The organism is Flavobacterium sp., from assembly GCF_017744675.1.
GTDB lineage: Bacteria > Bacteroidota > Bacteroidia > Flavobacteriales > Flavobacteriaceae > Flavobacterium.
Genome location: NZ_JAGIAV010000002.1, coordinates 318,749 through 341,328, shown reverse-complemented (window position 1 = coordinate 341,328; position 22,580 = coordinate 318,749). Strand labels below are relative to the sequence as shown.

Genomic DNA, 22,580 nt, shown 5'->3' with positions numbered 1-22,580 from the left:
CCTTCGTTCCTCAGGATGACAAAAAAAATCCCTTAAATCTGCGCAATCTGCGAGAAAAAAAAACTTTGCGTTTTAGCGACTTTGCGAGAAATAAATAATCTACGCAAAATAACTGCGCAGCAGTAAAGAACCTTTGTCACTATGTTACTCTGGCACTTTGTCCCTTAAAAAAGAAAAAAAATGAAAACACAAATAAACGGTACAGATATATTAGAATTAGGATTTCCTGAAGGAAAAATAATTGGAATTGCTTTAAAAATAAACAGCAAAAGAAACGGATTTACTCGAGAAGAAATGATCGAGAATTATAAAAACGTTTTAGAAGCTCCAGAAAATTATATAGATGATAAAGTCTTCAGCAAACTGGCTGTTGCTTTAATCGAAAAATCGAATGAAAAATCAGAAGATTTCATTGCTTTAAATCAAAATCCGAATGCATATTCTGCTTACGGATTGGATCATATCGAAGACGGTGCGAGAAAGCAAATGGAAGTAGCCATGAAACTTCCTGTTACCGTTGCAGGTGCTTTAATGCCAGACGCGCATCAAGGTTACGGATTGCCGATTGGCGGAGTTTTAGCCACTAAAAATGCTATTATTCCGTATGGAGTTGGAGTTGATATTGGGTGTAGAATGGCTTTGTCGGTTTACGATATTCCAGAAGATTTTTACTTTGAAAACGAAGCTAAATTCAAAAAAGAATTAATCGCGAATTCTATTTTTGGAGCAGGCCACGGATTTCACGGTCAATACAAATCAGATCATGCGGTTTTGGAGAACGAGACTTTCAATATGAATCCGTTTGTGAAAAACTTGAAAGATAAAGCTTGGTCGCAATTAGGATCTTCTGGCGGTGGAAACCATTTTGTGGAATTTGGAATTATGGAATTTTCTAAAGACGATGCTATTTTGGGTATTCCAAAAGGGAAATATGTGGCTTTATTGACGCATTCTGGTTCACGCGGAATGGGTGCTACAATTGCTGGACATTACACCAAAATTGCCAAAGAGGAATGTAAACTTCCAGAAGTGGCGAAAAACTTAGCTTATTTGGATATGAATTCGCAATTAGGTCAGGAATATTGGTTGGCGATGAATTTGGCGGGAGATTACGCTTCGGCTTGTCACGAGATTATCCATAACAAAATGGAAAGAGCGTTAGGCGCAACGATTTTAGCCAAAGTCGAAAACCATCATAATTTCGCTTGGAAAGAAATCTGGAACGGCGAAGAAGTAATCGTACATAGAAAAGGAGCAACTCCAGCCGGAAAAGGCGTTATGGGAATCATTCCGGGAAGTATGACCGCGCCAGGATTTTTGGTGAGAGGAAAAGGTGAGGAGAACGCCATTAATTCGGCTTCGCATGGAGCGGGAAGACAAATGAGCAGAACTCAAGCCATAAAAAACATTACACAAACCGAGATGAAATCCATTTTGAGAGATCATGGCGTTACGCTTATCGGTGCCGGACTAGACGAAGCCCCAATGGCATATAAAGATATCAATCAAGTGATGGAAGCCCAACAAGATTTAGTAGATGTTGTGGCCAAGTTTACACCGAAGCTTGTGAGAATGGCAGATGACGGAAGTCGTGAGGATTAGTTCTTTTTAAGGTGCTGAGATACTAAGATGCTAAGGTTCTAAGTTTTTTCAGTGTAGAGGCGCACTGCAGTGCGTCTTACGCAACATATTCTCATTTCTTTGTCATTTGATAGATTGAAAGTGACAGAGAAATAAAGCGATAAAGGTTTTTCCTCATTTTATGTCATTCTGAGGAACGAAGACACGAGCGTTAGCGAACTGGCGAAGCAATCTCCATGAGAAACTCCACAAAGATTGGAAATACATTACGGAGCTACTTGCGAAGATTCTTCGTTCCTCAGAATGACAAATATTGCGTAAAATTTGTCTCACGCAGATTAAAAAAGATTTAAGCAGATCGTTGCAGATTATTTTAAAAAAAATCTAATTAAATCTGCTAGAATCTACGTGAAACAAAAAACTTTGCGCCTTAGTGCCTTAGTGGCAAAAGCAAAAAACAATAACCAACACAAAGAATAAAAAAACTTTGTGTCTTAGAGCCTTCGTGGCAAAAAAATAAGAAAATAATTTAAGGCAACTGAGAGGAAAAAACTTAGCATCTTAGCCTCTCAGAACCTTAGCAACTTAAAAAAAATGACATATATAGATATCGGAATTAATTTAACCAACAAACAATTCCAAAACGACATAGACGATGTCGTACAAGACGCATTCGACGCCGACGTATCGCAAATGATACTTACAGGCACAAGTGTACGAAATAGCGAAGAATCGGCTAAGATTGCGCGACAATACCCAGGCGTGTTGTATGCCACGGCAGGAATTCACCCGCATGATGCGAAGAGTTTTGATGCGCAGAGCATTTCGAAATTAAAGAATTTATTACAGCAGAAACACGTAGTTTCTGTTGGCGAATGCGGACTCGATTTTGATCGTGATTTTTCGCCCCGAAACAAACAGGAAGAATGTTATAGAGCGCAGTTAGAATTGGCGATTGAAGTACAGAAACCTTTGTTTTTGCACGAAAGAGCAGCTTTTAGTTCTTTTATGAATATCACAAAAGACTATCTGTCGAAACTGCCAAAAGGCGTTGTACATTGTTTTACAGGAAGTCTGCAAGAAGCCAAAACCTATCTCGATAACGGATTTTATCTGGGTTTTACGGGAGCGATTTCAGATGCCAAACGTTTCAGTCCTTTAAAAGAAGTGCTACAGTATGTACCGCTCGACCGAATGATGATTGAAACCGATGCGCCGTTTATGCTTCCTAAAAACGTCCCGAACAGTCTTTTGAAGAAATACCACGAACGGCGATGCGAACCGTCTTTTCTGCCTTATGTAGCGGGAACAATCGCACAGTTTAAAGGAATTGCTTTGGATAAAATTGCGGAGGAAACGACTAGGAATTCGAAAAGTTTTTTTAATATTTAGGACTTAATTGAAATAGAAAAGTTTTATCAATGACAAATCTCAAAAACCGAGGAAAAGAAGCTAGCGACGACGTTTTGTTTGGAACTGAGAAAATGCAGTTCAAACTAAAAGAAGCCGTAACCGATATGCATTATTTTTTAAGCCGAGGTTATGGCGAAAAATCGACATTGGCTTTAGTTGGAAACCGTTATCGTTTAAATGCGCGTCAGCAACAGGCGGTTCGTGGAATGAGCGCTTCTCAAGAACAGATTGATGACCGAAAATCAAAAGAAATTGCAAGTCAAGATCTAGAAGGAAAAGAGATTTGTTTTGACGGATTTAATGTTCTGATTTTACTTGAAAGTATTTTGTCAAACGCTTATGTTTTTAAAGGACAAGATGGTTTTATCCGAGATTTGTCAAGTGTTTATGGAACTTATAAAAAAGTAAAACAAACTTCTGAAGCAATTGAGTTGATTGGCGATTTTTTTAGAAATGAAAAAATTAAAAAGGCACTTTGGTTATTTGATAAACCTGTTTCAAATAGTGGAAGATTAAAGCAAATTATAGAAGAAATAGCTTTAAATAATAATTTCAATTGGGAAGTACAATTAGTAAACAATCCTGATAAAGTAATGGCTGAAAGTAGTTACATAGCTGTAACTTCAGACGCTTGGATTCTGGATAACGCTTCTGCTAATTTCAATTTAATGAAATATATACTGTCGCAAATGAGTGTAAAAGAAACTATAATATATTGTGAATAAGAAATGAAACACAATCAAGAAAAAAGTCTGTAGAATTTTTAGAAGAATTATTAATGACTTTAATGGCAAAAAAGTTGGCCTTTAAATCAGGGGGGTGTCCTTGGTTTGAAGGCTTTTTTTCAGACAAGCAAATTTATAAGGCTTGCGCCAGTTTAAAAATAACGTAATAAAAATAGAAAACCCTGCGAATGTCTAGTTTGCAGGTTTTTTATGAGAAAATTGAAATTCTAATTCTCTAGCGGGTATACAAATAGTAAAGACGTGCCTTTTTGAGCAGGAATGATTTTAAAAGCACCATTTATGGCTTCCATTCGTAGCGTCATATTGGTTAATCCGTTTCCCTTTTGTGGTGTATGTGATAATCCATTTCCATCATCTGTAATGGTGATCTGAAAATTATTTTCGGTTTCTTCAAATGCAATGCTAATGTTATTCGCTCCACTATGTTTATACACATTATGAACGGCTTCTTTAAGCGCTAAAAAAAGATTTCGTCTGGCTTTTACAGATAAATTGGTTTCTTTTTCGGGAACGCTCAAATGGAAATGCGAATCGATATTGGTTTTACTCAAAAAACGTTTGATATACAGAGTAGTGTATTCGATAAAATTATCCACCGTATCGTTTTGCGAGTTTAAACTCCAAAGAATTTCGCGCATGGCTAAATTCATTTCTTCAGAAGTGTTGATGATTGCTTCTAGATCTTCAGAAAAACTTTCTTCGGACATTTTATATTTTAAAAATTCAGCCTGCAGTTTGATAGCCGAAATTCCGGCGCCCAAATCGTCGTGCATATCTTGCGAAATGCGTTCTCTCTCCAGCTGAATGGCTTTCTGGCGTTCTAGTTCTTTTTGAAGCAATTGGTTCTGGAATTCGCTTTCTTTTATTTGGTTTTTTTGTTGCTGAATGAGCTGTTTTTTGTTGTAGATAAAAACCATCATAATAATAAAGCATACAAAGAGCAGCATTATGATAATGGCGATCGTATAGGTTAGTTTTATTTCTGGGGGAAGTTCTCTCATTTTTTTAAGTTTTTTGAGATTGTCTCGTATTCTATTAAAGCTTTAAAAAATAAAAGATACATGATGCAATTGATCGCGTACAGAAATTCTCTAAGTAATTCTAGAAAGGGTTTGTCTTCGATATTGAAGAAATCTCTCGGAATAACTCTAAATATAAAAAAACAGCTCCAGAGGAGTAAACCTGTTGAAATCCAAAAATAGGGGTCGTTTGTAATTTTAGATTTTGAAGGCAAAGCGACTTTTTGATAAAACCAAAATAGCGAAAACATAATGTAAAAAATAGGCAGTACTATTATTGCTATAGAACCTAAATCTTCTTTTGAAAAAAACGAAAGAAATAAAAAGCCTACGGTAATAAGAACAGATGTCAAGTGCACTTTTTTCCGCAATTTTTTTTGAAAGGATCGCGCATAGTAAAACCAGAAAAAAACAATGCAAAAGACACAGTAAGCTGTATATTGACAACTCCAATCTTTCTTAATTAAAATAATAATCCAAGAGGATAATTCGATAAGAAAGGTGATAAGGAGATATACAAACAAATAGTTCTGGCTAGAAAGACTAAATTTTCTAACCAAGACTATTGATTTTAATAGTGTTAAGAGTAATATTATTTGATAAACATAGATCATTAAGGTCTTAGATTTCCTAGATCGTAACCTTCGCTTTCGCCGTATAGGTCTTTTTTATTGAATAGGGCATGAACGCAAAAAGCAATTCTATTCTTTCTTTCTGTAAAACGAGCTGCAAGTTTAGGATTTTTACCGTTAGGAGAGTACTGAAACATATTGAATTTTAAGTTATAAATATCAGAATATTCTCCTTCCATTAATTCTAAGAAATCATTAATTTCTTGTAAAGAATACGAAATTAAGGTGTCTTTCTTATTTTGAGGATGAGTTGGTAATTTTGCTCCTATACCATTCATAAAATCATTTTTCATTTTTGAGAAATCTTCTTTTAAGATCGATTTATTATCTAAAATGTATTTTACATCATCATTTTTAATCGGGCATTCATCATTATCAGAAAATGATAAACCTATGTTTAAGGATTTGCCTTTTTGGATATAATAAAACTTGCAAAACTCTTTATTTTTATTTTCTGAAAGTGCTTTTTTAAATGTTTCTACATCTAAAAGAAAACTTTCTGTCAGTCCTTCAATGCCAATTTTTTTGTAGTTTTCGATAAAGGCATCTTCTATTTCTTTATCGATCTTTTTTACAAAGTCAATTGCATCAATTCCCTTTTGTTGTAATTTTTCTAATTCCATGGTTTCTAGTTTTTGGTGTTAAACTTGTTAATAGCTTCAATTTTATTGTTTACCTGCAGTTTTCTGTAGATGTTGCCAATATGCTTTTTTATAGTGTCGATGGTGACGTACTTTTTATCGGCAATTTCTTTGTAAAGCATCCCTTGAGCCAGTAGTTCGAGAACTTCTTTTTCAGTTACTGTGAGCAAGGCAAGACTTTGCACTTGTACTTTTGATTCCTGAAAATGCTGTAACACACGTTTTGCAATCGTAAAACTCATAGGCGCGCCTCCGTTATGCGCTTCCAGAATGGCCTGAATAATTTTGTCAAGCGGATCACCTTTTACAAGATAACCGCTCGCACCGGCGCGCAATGCCGAAAAGATTTTTTCGTCATTTTCAAAACTGGTACACATTATAAAATGAGTTCCAGGCATGAGTTCTCTTAACTCAAAAACGATATCAATTCCAGATAAATCCTGCAGGTTTATGTCCATTAAAACCACATCTGGTTCTACGTCTTCTAGTTTTTGCAAAGCAGTTTTACCATTAAAAAATTGGGCTGTACATTCCATGTCCTTCTGAAAATCGATTATGTTTTTCAGTGCTTGACTATAATTTTTATCGTCTTCTACTATGGCAACTTTTATTTTCATGTGCTAACATTTTCATCACAAAGTTGTACAATATCCCTACTTGTTGCAATTACCCTTTTGGGTGATTTTTAAAATTAAGCTTAACGTGGATAAACTTACAAAAAAAAGATGTAAGATTTCATGAAAAAAATATCACCCGAAAGGGTAATTGATTGATATAGTGTTCTCAGGATACATTTGAAATGTTTAACCAAAAACATTAGAAATCATGAAAAAACTATTTTTTTTAGTACTAATTATGTTGTTTAATTATAACAGCACAAAAGCACAAACTACAGCTGCGGCAGCTTTAATAGCTTTGGATGAAATCGATGCAACAGTATCGAAACAAATTAATTCAATTGATAATTTAGTCACAAATGCTATTGGAAATTCAGGTAACATGATACTTTCCATGACAGCAAGATTGAAGAAGGATATTAATGAAACTATTGGTAATACTGATAAGGTATTAAGAGAAAATCAGCAAAATGCTTACAATCAAATTTTAAATTTATCTGATGAATTTAATAAAATTATCAAAGAAAGAATTAGCGATATTGATGTAATATCATTAAAAATTACGCAGGCAGCAAATGACTTTTTCGTAAAAAAGAAAGAGCCAAATGTTTTTAAATTTCAAACTCCACCATTTATAAGCAATTATACAAAGGAATATCTGATAAAAATTAATGGGACAAGTTTTGACAGATCAGAATCAGTGGCAGTAATTATAAACGGGAAAAAGTTCAAGCCTGTTCAATCTAATTATAGTGAATTAGTCTTTAAAATTGATTCATCTGATATTAAACCTAATTCAAACGAAACCTATCTTAATGCTCAAATAAGTTTTAATTACAGAAGTGGATTATTTAAAACGCAAAAAAGCAAATCAGAACCATTCATTATACAAGTTGTTCCTTTAAATATAGGAAGTGCGACAGTCTTTTATGAACAAGAAAAACCAGAAAAAAGATATACAGATTTTATATCGTATAGTTGTGAGTGTTCTACTGGTTCAAGTAACTGGAAAGGAGATAAAGAGAAGAGCTCTAAAGCTTTTAACTTTAATCCTTCGAGCGGTCGCTTATTCGATCCAAGCACTATAGTAGTTAAAAATTGGTATCAGCGTTTTGGAGGAGGTTACAAATTTAACCATCAAACAGAGCAACAAATTATGGGAAGTATTTCGTGTAGCTCTGATGCTAAACCATACGGCGGAGGTGGTCGTTCTACAATAACTTTTGAATATAAAGAATATGATATTATTTATAAAATCTATAAGGAACAAACTTCTGCTAAGAATATATCTTCTGTTAATCCAGTATTATTTGAATTACCTGATCCTATTGATAATAAAAGACCTAATTTAAGTTATGTCAAAATTCTAACTTATGACAATAAAGAAATAATTCTTACTCCGTCTGTGGCAAATGTTTTTTTTAAGGTAAACATAAACCCAGTTACAGATGATGTAATTGTAAGATGGGCAAATTAAATAAGGAGTATTATGAAAAAACTATTTTTATTATTCCTTGTAATAGGGACAAGTGTAAAAGGACAAGAAACTAAAGATGGAAGTAGATTGACTTTAGGAATTGGAATAGGAGCGAATCATTTATTTAAAAACATTTATGATTACTCACTAACTACTGACGCTAACTATAACTTAAAGATTACTGAATTAAATAAAAACAGCATTGTTGTTTCGCCAGTAATAATATTTCGTTTAGGAGAAATAAAAATGAAAGAGGAAGAAGGTAAAAAAACGTTTGTTGAAATAACTAAAAACAAACAAGAAAAAGAACTTCCATGGAATAGTTACAAACGTTTATCATTATTACTGTCTACTGATTTGCTTAATATTCAATCAGATAAAATTTCCTACAATAAACAGATTGATGGAGGAATTGGTATAGGTTATTCCTTTTCTCCCAGTTTGATGGCAGGTATATTTTATGAAATAAAAAGTTATAGACAGCTACGAGAATATATTGTAGAGCAATATGAAAATAAGCCAATTCCGAATGGAACAGGTTTTTACAATGCTCTTGACGACACAAATAATAGCTTGTATTATAACAAACAAGTTGAAGGATTATCGTTAAAACTCATATTCAATTTTAGTTCATTATAGCAGGGATTTTTTTGTTATAAAAAATATATTTCCAGTATGTTTTGTTAAATTAATCTAAAATATACTACATTTGTATCTGTAATTAATAAACAGAAAAATACATATGAAACTTTTATCAAGCCCATTTTTTGAACGTTTGGCCGGAGATTTTCCAGCTAATAGCTCAGGATGCGTATGTATTTTTATGAATTTGAAGTATAAAAACTAGAGTCAAACTCATCATAAAATAGAAAAGCGTCCTCATTTCAGGACGCTTTTTTTGTTTTAAAGACTTTCGATTTCGCTTAAAAAGCACTTCGACTTCGCTCAACATGACAGGAAAATGATAAAGAAACAAACCAGAACTAAAAAAAACTAAAAAAATATTTAACCAAAATGTTTAATGAGTAATAAAAATAGAGGGATATAGTCTTGGAAAGTAATCTGATGAGTAACAGTCATTTGATACAAAAGTGAGATCTGCACCAGTTTGCGGACAGGAATTTCTTTGCTTTAATTTTAGCTTAATCACTTGATAATCAGAAAAATAATCTTAATAAAAGATTTGGAAATATGAATTTTTCCATCATATCTTTGCCAGACAAAATTGAAACAACAAGTTTCAGAAAACAACAACAACAACAACAATTTAAAAATAAAAAAAATGAGTTTTAAATTATACATACATAACCCAGGACTAGTGTCAGCGGCTTCGGACCGTGAACGCTTTTACATTTTGGTGCATCAATATAGGCAGTAGGATAGATATATCGTATTTGTAATGAGGCACCCTTTTATTGGGTGCTTTTTTTATGCTTTTTTGCCATGGAAGGCACAAAGGCGCAAGATTTAAGAAAGATTAATAAACAGAAGACTTTGTGTCTTAGTGCCTTAACGGCAAGAAAAATAAATGCGCAAAATAATTGCGTAGAACAATTGTAAAATTTGTTCGTGAAAAAAATAAGAATGAACTAAAAAGTAAAGACCATAAGCAGTAAAGGCTGAGGTTTTAGGTTTAACAATAAAAATTTAAGGATGAATCAAGAAATAGGATATTCGTCGGGCCACGGTGGTCAAACAGATGCAATGGAGTTTAGTGAGTCGCCATTTGCCTCAATTGGAAAAATGAATTTGAAGCTCATTTTCCTATGGAATGAAAAGGTACATTTTCGGGAAACCATATATATCATGTAGAGATATTTCTCTGGTAAAGCAAGGGTGCTTTTAAACTTTTGTGATATTGGATTTCCCAGAAAAGCCTTCGATTTCCTGAGATTCCCAAGAATTGCAAAAAAAAAAAACGCCATGCAAAACAATACATTAGATAAATATAAAAAAGAGATTAGAAAAAAATACGAGATAGAAAAAGGCGGTCAATACTTTGATTATTTGTACAAGCCATCTCGTGGTAAGCTTCGTGATTTGTGCTGGCTTATTTTCGAAAATAATCCAACTCAAGATGACTTGAATGTTTTCAAGAATCTTTTGGGGTTAGATTTCGATCATACCAAAAAGAACAAGTTCAAGGAAAAGAAAGACAAGTTCCGTCCTATCGAAACGTTCTTCAAAGGAGAAACAGATCCATCAAACATCGATGCTATAAATATGGCAGCTATTTTGGTTGATTTTGAGCCACGTCCTTTCAAAAAGTTCTATGAAACTTCTAAAAAAGAAGAAATAAAACCGGTTAAAAAGCTTGAGAAAGTTAAAACGGTTTTTGAGAAGAAGAAAAGCAGTGCTAAAAAAGAAAAGGCTGAAAAAAAGTCTAAGAAAAGAAGTTTCTTTCTAGATTTTAAAAGCATGTTCTTCTAGGTATTTTGCCACAAAGGCGCTAAGGCGCAAAGTTTTATGCCACTCCCGATAGCTATCGGGAGCGTGAAACTAACCTTAGCGTTTCTTTGCGTAAATCTTTGCGACCCTTGCGGTTAAAAGATTAAACACAATTATTTAAAAATTAAAAAAAATGAAAACTACAGATAAAATTATTATTATCGATTTAGAAGCCACGTGTTGGCAAGGTGCAGTCCCGAGCGGACAACAAAATGAAATTATAGAAATCGGTTTGGCTGTTTTGGATACACAAACTGGTGAAATTTCTAAGAATAAAGGAATATTGGTAAAACCGCAACGTTCGAGCGTTAGTTTGTTTTGTACCGAATTGACAACCATTACAGAAGATTTGCTGGATAAAAATGGTGTTAGTTTTGAAGATGCCATCAATCAATTGATTGATGAGTACAATCCAGATTTGTATACTTGGGCAAGTTACGGCCAATACGATTTGAATATGCTGAAAAAACAATGCAGGTCGTTTGGTGTTTCCTATCCGATGGGAGAGGAACATATCAACGTAAAAGAGCATTTTGCCGAAAAGTTCGGTCTGGTTAAACCAACAGGAATGAATGGCACACTTCAATTATTGAATATTCCATTAGAAGGAACACATCACCGTGGCATTGATGATGCTAAAAACATCGCTAAGATTTTGCACTGGTGTCTTAAAAATTAGATTTTAATTTGTTAATCGCAGTTATCAAAGGATAGCGATAACTGTAGAAAACTGTAAGTCGTTGTATTTACAGTTTTTCGCGTTTTGGGCAATCGCTCTAAACGATTTAAATCCATTCTCCTGCAGCATTATAATCATTTGGAAGATAGGTGAGATATTGCACCATTCGCGGACTTTTACCTTTGTTTGGCGTTGCACAATGTGGCAATGCATTATGCCAAATTATAAAATCGCCTGCATCGCCAGTAATTGGTTTTGGCTGTAATGTCTGCAAAGCCTTTGTTCTTGGATTTTCGTGCGTTTCAAGTTTGTCCAACCACTTATTAATTTGGTTATGAAATCCCGGAACGCAATGAAAAGCACCGTCGTTTTCGCCACAGTCTGTTAAATAAAGCAATCCCTGAAGTGCATAATTAAGCGGTTTTTTTAAACTCATATCCCAGTGCAGCGCGCTTCCAAGAAAACGGAAATCATCTGTTTCGGGCGGATTAAAGCTAACTTTGTCAATTGTCTTGTAGATTTTGTTGGTTTTATAAAGCTGTTCGTATGCTTTTTTTACTCTTGGCGAAAAACGGTTGCGGTTTAAGGTTTCATGATCCGAAAAATTCAGCATGAGTCCTTTCTGTTCTTCGTGTCGACTGTACCAGCTTTCTTTTTCATTCGGGTTCATTTTTAGATAGTCCCAAATCGCTTTTTGTGTGGCTTCGCAGTCTTCTTTAGAAATGGCATTTTTAACTACAATATAACCGTTCTCATTCCAAAATTCAAGATCTTGTTCAGACAATACATCTTCGGTTAAATCTTCGATTTCTGAGGCAGTATTTCGCTTTCTATTATTAATCCAGGTTTTGAAAGTTTCAAAATCAGGTTTTTCAAAATATAAAAAATGCAAAGTATCTTCCATGCCAATGCCTAATTGGTACAGTGTTTTAATTTCGTTATCCCAATCAGAAAGGTTTGGATTTGTGTTTTGAGGATTTACTGCACGCTTCCATATTTGTTCGAGAACTGTCCAAGGCATAGTTTTTCATTTTATCTGAAAGAAAAACTAAAATTACTCGATTTACATTTAGGCGTTTAAAGTAAAAATACCTGTTTTTTAATGCTAAAAAAGATATTACTCGTTAATTAATTTAATATTAAATCTTAACCTAAATTAAACTGCAGCTGTATTCTGAATCGTTGTTGGCGTTTTTACAAATTTGATGTAAATAAGAAACTCGATAAACGGAATTAAAAGAAATAACAGCAGAAAGAGCAATTCATGTTTAATAATTTCGTAGAAAATAAAATTCTCTACCGATCGCAATTTTCTAGCCATTTCAGATTGTAAAGAAAGTTCAATTCTTTGAGGTTCAATCTGATCTAGTTTTGCTAACATGGATTTGAATTCGTTATAATCAATGTTTTTTACATTTTTCATATCGGCTTTTTTATCAATAGCTTTCATAAAACCGTATACGCAAGCGCTGTAAACATCCGATTCGTATTTTTGAAGCAAATAGGAAGTAGAAGAATTTTTGAAGTTATCCAGAGCACTTAAACCGCTATTGTTTTGTTTGATATAAGTGCCAAATGCTTTGGCAATCGATTTGCTGGCATCGTTTGAAGAGTTGGAGAGCATTTGCACGGCATGCAAAAAATCTTTTTTTTCTTTTTCGGAAGAAAATGTATTTCCGAAAGTGTTATTGTAAATATGAGCTGCAATGTTTTTGTTTTCATTGCAGAGAATTGAATGTGTGCCGTAGAACAAACCAATCATGGTAATGAAATACAGGATTACAATCATGAAATACGGAATCCAAAGTTTTGCAATCCAGTTGTAATATTGTTTGTCGCGATAAAAGAATTCTTTTCGGTATAAAAATACATTGAAAACAATGCCCAGAATAATTCCTAAAACAATAAATAAAACAATCCAAAATATAAACCAACCTATGTTTGGCAGGATAAATTGTTTTGAAAAATTCCAAACTTCTGCCCAATCTATATTGTAGATATATTCTCTCATTGTTTTGTTTTTAGTGCGTTAAAAATAAGTAAAAAAAATAGTGGGATGAGAAAAAAAATATTCAAAACAAAAAAAGGCCATCTCATCGAGATGACCTTTTGGTTTTTGGTTATATTATTTTGATTATTAATTGTTTCCGTAGATTTTAGCATAAAGATCTTTGTAAATCTCTTTAATAATTTTACGCTTCAATTTTAAAGTCGGAGTAAGCTGTCCGCCATCGATAGACCAAACATCTGGAGTCAGCTCAAAGCGTTTAACTTGTTCCCAATGGCCGAATTTTTTGTTGATGCTTTCTACTTCTTCATCAATTCTTTTTATGACATCTGGATTTGAAGCAATTTCCGCATCTGTAGTTCCTATAGCAATTTTATGGATTTTCGCCCATTCTTTTACAAATTCAAAGTTTGGCTGAATAAAAGCGCCAGGCATTTTTTCGCCTTCGCCAATAACCATAATCTGCTCAATAAAACGAGATTGTTTCATGGCATTTTCAATCATTTGCGGAGCGATATATTTACCTCCAGAAGTCTTGAACATTTCTTTCTTACGATCTGTAATTTTCAAGAAACCTTCGCTGTCAATTTCTCCAATATCTCCTGTATGGAAATAACCGTCAATAATTGCCTCTGCTGTTTTTTCTGGATCTTTGTAGTAACCTAACATTACGTTTGGTCCTTTTAATAAAATTTCGCCATCTTCGGCAATTTTAACTTCAAGGTTACGAATTGGTTTCCCTACAGTTCCAATTTTAAAACCTCTATTTCTTTGGTCGTTAACCGCAATTACTGGCGATGTTTCAGATAAACCGTAACCTTCCATAACAGGAATTTCTGCAGCAGCAAAAACTCGTGTTAAACGTGGCTGTAAAGCGGCACTTCCAGAAACCATTAAATCTAAATTTCCGCCCAAACCTTCTTTCCATTTGCTGAAAATCAGTTTACGGGCAATCTTTAATTGGAACTCATACCAAGCGCCATTTGCTCCGTATGGTTCATATTTTAAACCTAAATCAATAGCCCAGAAAAATAGTTTTTTCTTAATTCCTGTAAGTTCTGCTCCTTTAGCATAAATTTTATCGTAAACTTTTTCTAAAAGTCTTGGAACAGCTGTAATTACAGTTGGACGAACTTCTTTTAAGTTATCACTAATTTTATCGATCGATTCTCCAAAATAAACCGAAACACCATAAAATTGATAGATGTACAAAATCATTCTTTCAAAAATATGGCAGATAGGCAAGAAGCTTAATGCAGTGCTTTTTCCTGGATCAAACGGAATTCTAGGCGCGCTGTCTAAAACATTTGACACAATATTTTTGTGCGAAAGCATAACTCCTTTAGGTCTTCCTGTTGTTCCAGAAGTATAGATAATAGTAGCCAAATCATCTGTTTTGATGCTGTCTTTTCTAGCTTCAACTTCGCTTTGATTGCTTTCGTCTTCGCCAAGAGCAAGAAGATCTGTCCAATGTTTGCATCCTGGAATTTCATTAAAAGAATATACTTCTTTTAAAGTTGGCACATTGGCTTTAATGGCATTTACTTTTTGCAACACTTCTTCATCAGAAACAAAACAGTAAATGCTGCCACTATGATTTAAAATATATTCGTAATCTTCTTCTGCGATAGTTGGATAAATCGGAACATTTTGAGCGCCTGTCTGCAAAATACCAATATCCATTATATTCCACTCCGTTCTGTTATTTGAAGTAATTAATGCGATTTTATCATCTCTCTGAACGCCCATACGCAATAATGCTCTCGAAACAGCATTTGCTTTTGCAATATATTCTTGGCTAGATGTTTTTTCCCAGACTCCATTTTTTTTAGTTGCTAGGGCAACCGGAAGATTATAAGTTTCTTGTTGATAATAGGGAAAATCAAAAAGGCGTGTGATTGAAACCATGTTTAATATATTGAATTTTATTGCAAATTAAATAAAATTTGGGTATGATTTTCAGTTTTATAAAATTTAATGGGAAAATTTACAGAGACTATTAAAAATCAACGAAAACGTTTTCTTTTTTGTCGGGAAATTTCTAAAAAATCGAGAAAAATTTAATTTGAAACTGTTTTTTAAAAGCTATTGTACGTTGTAATCTTCGTATGTTTTTACTCTTTCGCCCATTAGAAACATTTTTTTCTTGGCAAAATGAATAGAGAATTGAGAATAATACCATTCTTCACTGTCATTTGGCCTGTACCAGAAAGTATAAGAAGCGCTGTTGAATCCTTCTTTAAAAATAGGAACGCCTTCATCTGTACACTCAATTCCCCAATTGATTTTCTGTTTGCTTAAATCGTCTGCCTGAATAAAACCTGTTCCGTCTGGATTTAAAACGGTAATAGGTTCTTTCTGGTTTAACGGAGCATAAGTTCCTAGAACTGGATAGCCAATTGTGGTGGTAATATAACGTTCTTTTGAATTATGGATAATGGGATCAACATGAACTTGTGAATGCGATTGAAAGGCAGTAAAGAATAGTGTTGCCACTAATAAATGGAAAAATTTCATTCTATGTAGGATTAAGTGTTTTTGGGACTGAAAAAAATCGGTGGGGATGATTTCTTTCGGCGAATATAATTCAATTTTCAATAGAATTATGGCTTAAAAATACAAGAATGAAATTTTTCTTTTTTTAGCATTAAAGATCAGTTTTTACTCTGCCGAGAACTGATTTTCTAATAATTTTTCTTTAAAGTCAGATCTAAAGGTGTAAGCAAATGTAATCATCAAAGCTCTCGTGTCTGATTTTGAAGTTCTTTGATTTCTGAATAATAGCGTATTGTTTTTATAACCGCTTTCTAACGTGTTAAAAATATCGGTCACAACTAGTCCTAATCGGGCATTTCCCTTTCCTAATTTTTGTTGGAATCCCATATCTACATTATAAATCGGAATTCTTTTTCCTTGCGGAGTTGCAACAGCAGAATTGTAGTTTCCTATAATTTGAAGTTTTCCGCCTTTCCACGGTACAAAATTATTAATGACTTTTCCGTACCAGCTGAAAGCACTTTTTACAACATCTTCTGCTTGTTCTAAATTGCCGGCGCTAATATTTTGCTGAAAAGCTGTTAAGCTAATATTGGCATCATAAAAAGAAAATGGTTTGAGGCTGAAAACACCTTCAAGTCCGTAGGTAACCATGTTTCCAATATTTTGTGGCTGCAATAAAACAACACCATTGTCTTGAAGTGTTCCATATTGTCTAATGGTATTATTGGCATTTCTATAGAAAGCATTTCCAGAAAGAGAATAATTACTCCATTCTTTATTATAACTTAATTCTACAATATGGATGATTTCAGGTTTTAAATAAGGGTTTCCCCCATGCGGATTCAATGCATCTGTAATGTCAATAAAAGGATTCAAATCATCTAAATCTGGACGATTGATACGTTTGCTGTAACCGAATTTTACAAACTCATCCGATTTCAGATTTAATTGAACAGATGCTGATGGGAAAAATTTTAAATAGCTGTTCGAGAAATTATCAGTTCCAGATTCTGTTTTTCCGTTATTTGAAACTTGTTCGGCGCGGAGTCCTAAGTTGTATTTCCATTTCTGATTGTCTTTCGTTCCTGAATAAGAATTTAACAGACCATAAAATGCACTTATCTGTTCGTTAAAATGGAAAATATTACTAGCAAGCGGATTAATTACATAGTCACCATTGACGAAATCGGCACTTTGAAAATCAGAATTAAAGAATCTGAAAGTTCCTTTATAACCTGTTTCGAGCGTTGTTTTTGCAGAAACGGGCACAGCATAATTTAAAATTGCGTTTGTAATGTTTTCGTGTTCGTAGTTGTGGGTTCGCTGCAGCAAAACATCGCCAATTTGCTGATTGTATTCGTCATAATTATAGGTGTCGATATCTGTGTTCTCGCGATCATGATTAAATGAAGAGGTAATGCTTGCATTCAAAGATTTTTGGATGTCATCAAATTTTCTGTCATAGTTAAAAGAAAATTCGGCTACTTTGGAGCGTTCAAGTTCTAGAGAATGTCTTTTGTTTTTGGAGAAAAAAGCATCACTGCTAGTGTTTACCTGTGTGTACAAAGTTTCGTGATTGTCCTGACTTTCCATATTTCCAAGCGCTTCAAATGAAAAGCTGTTTTTTTCATTTGGAGTAAAATCCAGATTAAACTTTAAATTCTGTAAACCTTCAGTTCGTTCATCATTCCTGTGCTGTTTGATATAATGTTCATCATCAATAAAATAATTGGTTCTTTCTCCATTTATTTCCTTGGTTCTGCCTGCAAAACGATTATCATAAGCTAGGCCCACATTCCATTTATCATTTTTATAATTCAATAGCGCAGAAGAGCTTACTCTTCCTTTTGCTCCAAATCCGCCACCCAGAACGGCTGCACCATTTATCCCGTTTAAGTTATTTTTTTTGAGTTTAATATTAATGATCCCGCTTTCAGCATTGGCATCATATTTTGCCGTCGGACTTGTAATAACTTCAATGCTTTCAATACTGCTTGCTGGAATCTGATTCATATTGGTAATAGCAGAATTTTTTCCGTTAATCAAAATTAGAGGTGTTTTTCCTCTTAGCGAAATAGCATCATCAGCATCTACCGCAACTGTTGGAATATTTTTCAGCAGATCGATTGCCGTTCCGCCAGATTGCGAAATATTCGAAACCGCATTAAAAACAAAACCTTCAGCGGTTTTCTGGATTTGTTTTTTCTCCGATTTAACGACAACGGTATTCAGTAAATTGGCATCTTCCTGTAAAACAATTGTGTTAAGCGAAATAGGAGAACCTGTATATTTTATTTTTTGATTATAGGATTTAAAACCAATCAAACGGAATTTTAAAATATATTCTGAAGGATTTATATTTTCAAGAATAAATTTCCCAGAAGCATCGGTACTGGCGTAAGCCAAAGTTTTGGTGGTATCGGTAACTGGTTTTAAAACCACATCAACAAACTCGATCGGATTTTTTCCATCTGATACAGTTCCGTTAATAGAATTTGTTTTTTGGCAAAAAGAGTATTGGCTTATAGCAAATAAGAGAATTGCAGCGAGTAAATTTTGTTTCAGTTTTTTCATTTTGCAAAGATATTTACTCAAAAGGGTTGCGTTTGCTTAAACTGTCTTAAGATACCATTAAATTAATCTTAGAGTCTTTTTAAATGGGGTTTAATAGCCACGAATTCACGAATTTTTATTTGCAAAAATTGATTTAATGAAAATTCGTGAATTGCTACGCCTATTCCTATCGCTCGGGTCGTGGTGATCAAAAAAAAACGCCCGATAAATTCGAGCGCTTTCTATATTAAAAATATATTTCTTAGTTTTTTTCAATCCATTTTCTGGCATTAACAAAAGCTTCGTGCCAAGGTGTAACCTCGTCGTTTCTGTCTTTTGGATAATGCGCCCAGTTCCATTGGAAAGTCGAACGCTCAATGTGAGGCATCATAACCAAGTGTCTTCCGGTTTTGTCACACATCATAGCCGTGTTGTAATCAGAACCGTTAGGGTTTGCTGGATATCCTTCGTAAGCATATTTAGAAACAATGTTGTAATTTTCTTCTGCAAGAGGCAATTTAAACTTACCTTCTCCGTGAGAAACCCAAACTCCTAAAGTGCTTCCTGCTAAAGTAGATAACATTACAGAATTGTTTTCTTGAACCGTTACAGATGTAAAGATACTTTCGTGTTTCTGGCTTTCGTTATGAAGCATTTTTCCGTGAACTTCATGTTCTGGATTAATTACTTCCAATTCCATAAACAATTGGCATCCGTTACAGATTCCAACAGATAATGTATCTTCTCTTTTGAAGAAATTATCTAAAGCTGTTTTTGCTTTTTCGTTGTACAAGAAAGCTCCAGCCCAACCTTTAGCAGAACCTAAAACGTCAGAGTTAGAGAATCCACCAACAGCTCCGATGAATTGAATATCTTCAAGAGTTTCGCGACCAGAAATTAAATCGGTCATGTGAACGTCTTTTACGTCAAATCCAGCCAAGTACATTGCGTTTGCCATTTCACGCTCAGAATTACTTCCTTTTTCACGGATAATCGCTGCTTTTGGTCTTGGTTTAGAATTGTCGATTTCTGGTTTCTTTCCTGTAAAGTGAGTTGGGAAAGTATAATTTAAAACCTGATTTTTATAGTTTTCAAAACGTGCTAGAGCTCTTCCGTTTTTAGATTGTTTTTGGTCTAATAAATAAGAAGTTTCAAACCAAACATCTCTGTAGGTTGGAATATCCAATTTATAAGTTCCAAAATCCAAACTCGCCGTTTCCTGAACCGAACCTAATTTAAAGAACTCGATATTGTTCGCTTTTAATTTAGCTTCAACAGCTGCATCTGATTTTGCTTGGAATACGATTCCGATGTTTTCTGCGAAAAGGATTTTCAATAAGTCTTTTTCCGCGAAAGCGCTGAAATCAATTTTAGCTCCAAGATTTACATCAGCAAAACACATTTCTAATAAAGTAGTGATCAAACCACCGCTTCCAATATCGTGTCCTGCTAAAATTTGGCTTTCGCCGATTAATTCCTGAACTGTATTAAATGCATTTTTGAAGAAAGCCGAATCTTTAATCGTAGAAGTTTCGTTTCCAATTGTATTTCTGATTTGTGCAAAAGACGAACCTCCTAATTTGAAATCATCCTGAGACAAATTGATATAATAAATTGAATCTCCGTTTTTCTGTAAAACAGGCTCAACCACTTTTCTAATATCTGTACAGTTTCCAGCAGCCGAAATAATAACCGTTCCAGGCGCAATTACTTCGTCATTTGGATATTTTTGTTTCATTGAAAGTGAATCTTTTCCTGTCGGAATGTTGATTCCTAATTCGATTGCAAATTCAGAACAACCTTGTACAGCTTCGTATAAACGAGCGTCTTCCCCTTCGTTTTTACAAGCCCACATCCAGTTTGCAGATAATGAAACTCCTTTTAAACCATTGATAATTGGTGCCCAAACTAAGTTAGATAAAGATTCTGCAATAGCATTTCTAGATCCCGCAACTGGATCGATCAAAGCCGCAATAGGAGCGTGCCCGATAGAAGTTGCGATTCCTTCTTTTCCTAAGTAATCCAAAGCCATTACACCTACGTTGTTCAAAGGCAATTGTAACGGACCTGCATTTTGCTGTTTAGCAACTTTTCCTCCAACACAACGGTCGACTTTGTTAGTCAACCAGTCTTTTGAAGCAACAGCCTCTAAACGTAAAACATCTTTTAAGTAGCTTTCAAAATCTCCAGCGTTGTAAGCAACATCAGCATATTTTCTGTCTACTTTTTTATCTGTCATGATTGTTTTTGGAGAACTTCCGAAGAAATCTTCCAAAGCATAATCCATTGGTTTAACACCAGTAGTTTTTGATTCGAAAGTAAAACGGTGATCGCCCGTTACATCTCCAACCTGATACATTGGAGAACGCTCTCTGTCAGCAATTCTTTGTAAGGTATCGATATCTTTTTGACCAATAACCAATCCCATTCTTTCTTGAGATTCGTTACCAATAATTTCTTTTGCAGAAAGAGTAGGATCTCCAACAGGCAATTTGTCTAAATCGATTAAACCTCCAGTTTCTTCCACTAATTCAGAAAGACAGTTTAAGTGTCCGCCCGCACCGTGATCGTGAATCGAAACAATTGGGTTATTGTCGCTTTCTACCAATCCGCGTATTGCATTTGCAGCACGTTTTTGCATTTCTGGATTTGAACGCTGAATCGCATTCAACTCAATTCCTGAACCGAAAGCTCCTGTATCTGCAGAAGAAACTGCAGCACCACCCATTCCAATTCTATAGTTTTCACCTCCAAGAATAACGATTTTATCGCCTTCTTTTGGTTTGTGTTTAATTGATTGGTCTAGTTTTCCGTATCCAATTCCACCCGCTTGCATGATTACTTTATCGTAACCAATTTTTCTGTTTTCTTCTTCGTGTTCAAAAGTTAAAACAGAACCTGTAATAAGCGGCTGACCAAATTTATTTCCGAAATCTGAAGCTCCGTTTGAAGCTTTGATCAAAATATCCATTGGAGTTTGGTACAACCATTTTCTTTCTTCCACTGCATTTTCCCATTTACGGTCTTCTTTCAAACGAGAGTAAGAGGTCATGTAAACCGCAGTTCCAGCTAAAGGAAGCGAACCTTGTCCTCCTGCTAAACGGTCACGGATTTCTCCTCCTGATCCCGTAGCAGCACCGTTGAAAGGCTCAACAGTAGTTGGGAAATTGTGTGTTTCGGCTTTTAATGAGATAACCGAATCAAATTCTTTTATTTCGTAAAAATCAGGTTTATCAGCAGATTTTGGTGCAAATTGCTGCACTTTTGGTCCTTTTACAAAAGCAACGTTGTCTTTGTAAGCAGAAACAATATCGTTAGGATTTTCCTGAGATGTTTTTTTGATTAATTTGAAAAGAGAAGTTTCTTTTTCTTCGCCATCGATCACAAAAGTTCCGTTGAAAATTTTGTGACGGCAGTGCTCTGAATTTGCTTGAGAGAAAGCAAAAATCTCGGAGTCAGTTAATTTTCTTCCCAGTTTAGTTGAAAGATTGTTTAGGTATTCAACTTCTTCTTCGCTTAAAGCTAAACCTTCAACTTTGTTGTAAGCCGCAATATCATCAATCTCCAAAATTGGTTCTGGCTGAATGTTGATAGTGAAGATTTCCTGATCTAATTCGTTGAATTTTTGGAAAAGCATCGGATCAAAATCAGTAAAATCAGCCGTTGCTGGATGAAATTCTTCGATTCTGATAATACCTGAAATACCCATATTTTGAGTGATTTCTACAGCATTTGTACTCCAAGGTGTAATCATTGTAGCGCGTGGACCAACGAAGAAACCAGATAATGCTGATTTTTCGATTTTACTCGCGTCGGCAAAAAGCCAGTTTAATTTTGAAATGTCTTGAGCTGAAATTTCGTTTTGCGTTTGTACGGCAAAAACAGTTTTGCTTTGGTTTTCAAAGAAATGGATCATTTGTGTAGTTTGTTGTATTGAGCTGCAAATTTAATGTAAATAAATAGTAAGCGCAAATTTGAAAACGATCTCTTTCTAAAAAAAATGAAATTGCTTTTTTCTTGCATTTTTTCTACCAAAAAGACGCAAAATCAAGGGTTTCGGTCTTTTGAAAAAAATAAAGATTTAATAAAATGTCTTCTTTGATATGTTCTGCAATATTAAAGTTTTAGAAAGAAAAGAATCAAAATTTAAACAACAGAATTTTAGTGATGTATAGTGAATGAATCTGCAAAATTTATGAAAGTTAAGAATTATGAAAAATTATGTTTTAAAGAAAATTCTTTCGTTGCTCATGAAAAAAGCGGCAAT

At 34.3% G+C, this 22,580-nt stretch carries 16 protein-coding genes; 7 read left to right on the top strand and 9 right to left on the bottom strand.

The genetic code is table 11. The features are described 5' to 3' along the window. Window positions 1-180: 180 nt before the first annotated feature. From J7574_RS06945 to J7574_RS06935, 3 genes are all read left to right on the top strand, one after another. Window positions 181-1,602 (top strand): RtcB family protein, encoded by a 1,422-nt coding sequence (locus J7574_RS06945; RefSeq protein WP_290966189.1) that lies wholly within the window; start codon window positions 181-183, stop codon window positions 1,600-1,602. A gap of 573 nt (window positions 1,603-2,175) precedes the next feature. Beyond that, window positions 2,176-2,973, top strand: coding sequence for a TatD family hydrolase (locus J7574_RS06940; protein WP_290966186.1), 798 nt, complete (start codon window positions 2,176-2,178; stop codon window positions 2,971-2,973). A gap of 29 nt (window positions 2,974-3,002) precedes the next feature. After that, window positions 3,003-3,719, top strand: a complete 717-nt coding sequence (locus J7574_RS06935) for a DUF434 domain-containing protein (RefSeq protein WP_290966183.1) — start codon at window positions 3,003-3,005, stop codon at window positions 3,717-3,719. A gap of 227 nt (window positions 3,720-3,946) precedes the next feature. Here the strand turns inward: J7574_RS06935 and J7574_RS06930 are convergent, their stop codons facing one another. The 3 genes from J7574_RS06930 to J7574_RS06920 form a co-directional block, all read right to left on the bottom strand. Further along, window positions 3,947-4,741 carry a histidine kinase gene (locus J7574_RS06930; protein ID WP_290966181.1) on the bottom strand — a complete coding sequence of 265 codons (795 nt, stop codon included), beginning with the start codon at window positions 4,739-4,741 and terminating at the stop codon, window positions 3,947-3,949. Between the two features lie 631 nt (window positions 4,742-5,372). Beyond that, the gene (locus tag J7574_RS06925) at window positions 5,373-6,014 is read right to left on the bottom strand and encodes a hypothetical protein (protein WP_290966179.1); all 642 of its coding nucleotides are present in this window, start codon (window positions 6,012-6,014) and stop codon (window positions 5,373-5,375) included. 5 nt (window positions 6,015-6,019) lie between these two features. Next, window positions 6,020-6,649 (bottom strand): response regulator transcription factor, encoded by a 630-nt coding sequence (locus tag J7574_RS06920; protein ID WP_290966177.1) that lies wholly within the window; start codon window positions 6,647-6,649, stop codon window positions 6,020-6,022. A 208-nt stretch (window positions 6,650-6,857) separates the two neighbouring features. On the opposite strand from J7574_RS06920, the gene J7574_RS06915 reads away from it, so the two are divergent. From J7574_RS06915 to J7574_RS06900, 4 genes are all read left to right on the top strand, one after another. Further along, window positions 6,858-8,126 (top strand): hypothetical protein, encoded by a 1,269-nt coding sequence (locus J7574_RS06915; protein ID WP_290966175.1) that lies wholly within the window; start codon window positions 6,858-6,860, stop codon window positions 8,124-8,126. Window positions 8,127-8,138: 12 nt separating this feature from the next. Further along, window positions 8,139-8,765 (top strand): hypothetical protein, encoded by a 627-nt coding sequence (locus J7574_RS06910; RefSeq protein WP_290966172.1) that lies wholly within the window; start codon window positions 8,139-8,141, stop codon window positions 8,763-8,765. 1,284 nt (window positions 8,766-10,049) lie between these two features. Next, window positions 10,050-10,556 (top strand): hypothetical protein, encoded by a 507-nt coding sequence (locus J7574_RS06905; protein ID WP_290966170.1) that lies wholly within the window; start codon window positions 10,050-10,052, stop codon window positions 10,554-10,556. A 151-nt stretch (window positions 10,557-10,707) separates the two neighbouring features. After that, window positions 10,708-11,253: a 3'-5' exonuclease gene (locus tag J7574_RS06900; RefSeq protein ID WP_290966168.1), complete on the top strand. Its 546-nt coding sequence runs from the start codon at window positions 10,708-10,710 to the stop codon at window positions 11,251-11,253. 106 nt (window positions 11,254-11,359) lie between these two features. Here J7574_RS06900 and J7574_RS06895 read toward each other — a convergent pair whose 3' ends face one another. The 6 genes from J7574_RS06895 to purL all read right to left on the bottom strand — a co-directional run bounded on the left by J7574_RS06895 (window position 11,360) and on the right by purL (window position 22,229). Then, on the bottom strand, window positions 11,360-12,274 hold the full coding sequence (locus J7574_RS06895; RefSeq protein WP_290966166.1) for a phytanoyl-CoA dioxygenase family protein: 915 nt from the start codon (window positions 12,272-12,274) through the stop codon (window positions 11,360-11,362). A gap of 135 nt (window positions 12,275-12,409) precedes the next feature. Further along, window positions 12,410-13,264 (bottom strand): hypothetical protein, encoded by an 855-nt coding sequence (locus J7574_RS06890; protein ID WP_290966163.1) that lies wholly within the window; start codon window positions 13,262-13,264, stop codon window positions 12,410-12,412. 126 nt (window positions 13,265-13,390) lie between these two features. Beyond that, window positions 13,391-15,169: a long-chain fatty acid--CoA ligase gene (locus J7574_RS06885; protein ID WP_290966160.1), complete on the bottom strand. Its 1,779-nt coding sequence runs from the start codon at window positions 15,167-15,169 to the stop codon at window positions 13,391-13,393. Between the two features lie 177 nt (window positions 15,170-15,346). Continuing rightward, the gene (locus J7574_RS06880) at window positions 15,347-15,778 is read right to left on the bottom strand and encodes a hypothetical protein (RefSeq protein WP_290966158.1); all 432 of its coding nucleotides are present in this window, start codon (window positions 15,776-15,778) and stop codon (window positions 15,347-15,349) included. A gap of 144 nt (window positions 15,779-15,922) precedes the next feature. Continuing rightward, entirely contained in the window at window positions 15,923-18,334 is a 2,412-nt protein-coding gene (locus tag J7574_RS06875) for a TonB-dependent receptor (RefSeq protein WP_290966149.1), read from the bottom strand. A 241-nt stretch (window positions 18,335-18,575) separates the two neighbouring features. Then, entirely contained in the window at window positions 18,576-22,229 is a 3,654-nt protein-coding gene (gene purL, locus J7574_RS06870) for a phosphoribosylformylglycinamidine synthase (RefSeq protein ID WP_290966144.1), read from the bottom strand. Window positions 22,230-22,580: the final 351 nt, after the last annotated feature.

Excerpts from the sequence above, each read along its gene's own strand:
- J7574_RS06945 (WP_290966189.1), top strand. The coding sequence starts at position 181 with ATGAAAACACAAATAAACGGTACAGATATATTAGAATTAGGATTTCCT.
- J7574_RS06940 (WP_290966186.1), top strand. The coding sequence starts at position 2,176 with ATGACATATATAGATATCGGAATTAATTTAACCAACAAACAATTCCAA.
- J7574_RS06935 (WP_290966183.1), top strand. The coding sequence starts at position 3,003 with ATGACAAATCTCAAAAACCGAGGAAAAGAAGCTAGCGACGACGTTTTG.
- J7574_RS06930 (WP_290966181.1), bottom strand. The coding sequence starts at position 4,741 with ATGAGAGAACTTCCCCCAGAAATAAAACTAACCTATACGATCGCCATT.
- J7574_RS06925 (WP_290966179.1), bottom strand. The coding sequence starts at position 6,014 with ATGGAATTAGAAAAATTACAACAAAAGGGAATTGATGCAATTGACTTT.
- J7574_RS06920 (WP_290966177.1), bottom strand. The coding sequence starts at position 6,649 with ATGAAAATAAAAGTTGCCATAGTAGAAGACGATAAAAATTATAGTCAA.
- J7574_RS06915 (WP_290966175.1), top strand. The coding sequence starts at position 6,858 with ATGAAAAAACTATTTTTTTTAGTACTAATTATGTTGTTTAATTATAAC.
- J7574_RS06910 (WP_290966172.1), top strand. The coding sequence starts at position 8,139 with ATGAAAAAACTATTTTTATTATTCCTTGTAATAGGGACAAGTGTAAAA.
- J7574_RS06905 (WP_290966170.1), top strand. The coding sequence starts at position 10,050 with ATGCAAAACAATACATTAGATAAATATAAAAAAGAGATTAGAAAAAAA.
- J7574_RS06900 (WP_290966168.1), top strand. The coding sequence starts at position 10,708 with ATGAAAACTACAGATAAAATTATTATTATCGATTTAGAAGCCACGTGT.
- J7574_RS06895 (WP_290966166.1), bottom strand. The coding sequence starts at position 12,274 with ATGCCTTGGACAGTTCTCGAACAAATATGGAAGCGTGCAGTAAATCCT.
- J7574_RS06890 (WP_290966163.1), bottom strand. The coding sequence starts at position 13,264 with ATGAGAGAATATATCTACAATATAGATTGGGCAGAAGTTTGGAATTTT.
- J7574_RS06885 (WP_290966160.1), bottom strand. The coding sequence starts at position 15,169 with ATGGTTTCAATCACACGCCTTTTTGATTTTCCCTATTATCAACAAGAA.
- J7574_RS06880 (WP_290966158.1), bottom strand. The coding sequence starts at position 15,778 with ATGAAATTTTTCCATTTATTAGTGGCAACACTATTCTTTACTGCCTTT.
- J7574_RS06875 (WP_290966149.1), bottom strand. The coding sequence starts at position 18,334 with ATGAAAAAACTGAAACAAAATTTACTCGCTGCAATTCTCTTATTTGCT.
- purL (WP_290966144.1), bottom strand. The coding sequence starts at position 22,229 with ATGATCCATTTCTTTGAAAACCAAAGCAAAACTGTTTTTGCCGTACAA.